This is a genomic window from Planosporangium flavigriseum (assembly GCF_011947225.1).
GTDB classification, from domain to species: Bacteria; Actinomycetota; Actinomycetes; order Mycobacteriales; family Micromonosporaceae; genus Planosporangium; species Planosporangium flavigriseum.
In genome coordinates, this window is the sequence record NZ_JAATVW010000069.1 from 1 (window position 1) to 616 (window position 616).

Annotated in this window: 1 protein-coding gene; it reads right to left on the reverse strand. The window is 74.8% G+C overall.

What is annotated here, in order from left to right; genetic code table 11:
• Nucleotides 1-616 (reverse strand): DUF222 domain-containing protein (locus HC028_RS26850; protein ID WP_168080231.1); only part of this gene is annotated, 616 nt, incomplete at both ends.

Consider the following 616-nt stretch of genomic DNA (forward strand, 5'->3'; position numbering starts at 1 on the left):
GGGTGGGCGGTCGCAGCCGGGGAACGCGCAGCCGCGGTCGCGTAGGACGAGGGCGCGGCGCAGTGGTCCTTTGATCAGTCGTTGTTCGCGGCCGATGTCGAGGATCTGGCCGGCGGTGCCGAGTACGGCGGGTAGCAGGGCGGCGTCGCAGGCCAGCCGGCGGGCGGCGGTCGCCGGCAGCGCCGAGCCGTCGTCGAGGGTCGCGGTCCCGAGTTGGGTGCGCAGCGTGTCGATGCCGACGGTGACCACGATCTGGGGGCGGTCGCCGCCGTTGGCGGGCAGCTCGCCGCAGGCCAGCGCGATCCGGCATACCTCGACCAGGGCGTCGACGCGCCGCTGGCCGGGGGTGCGCACGTCGGGCTCGCCTGCTGACGGCCGGGGCGCGGACAGCGGGTCGATCGCGGCGCGGAGCTGGGCGGCGGATTCGCGGTCGAGCCAGCCGGAAAGCCGGACTCGGTTTTCGCCGGGCACCTCGCTCAGGCGCAGGTCCCGGCCCAGAAAAGCCCGCTCCTCGGCGCGCTCCATCGCCTCCCGGGCCCGCGCCTCGGCCTCGTCGGGGGCGACGACCTCGAGGATCCGGTTACCCAGAATCTTCAACTGCTGCGGGCCGAACGTC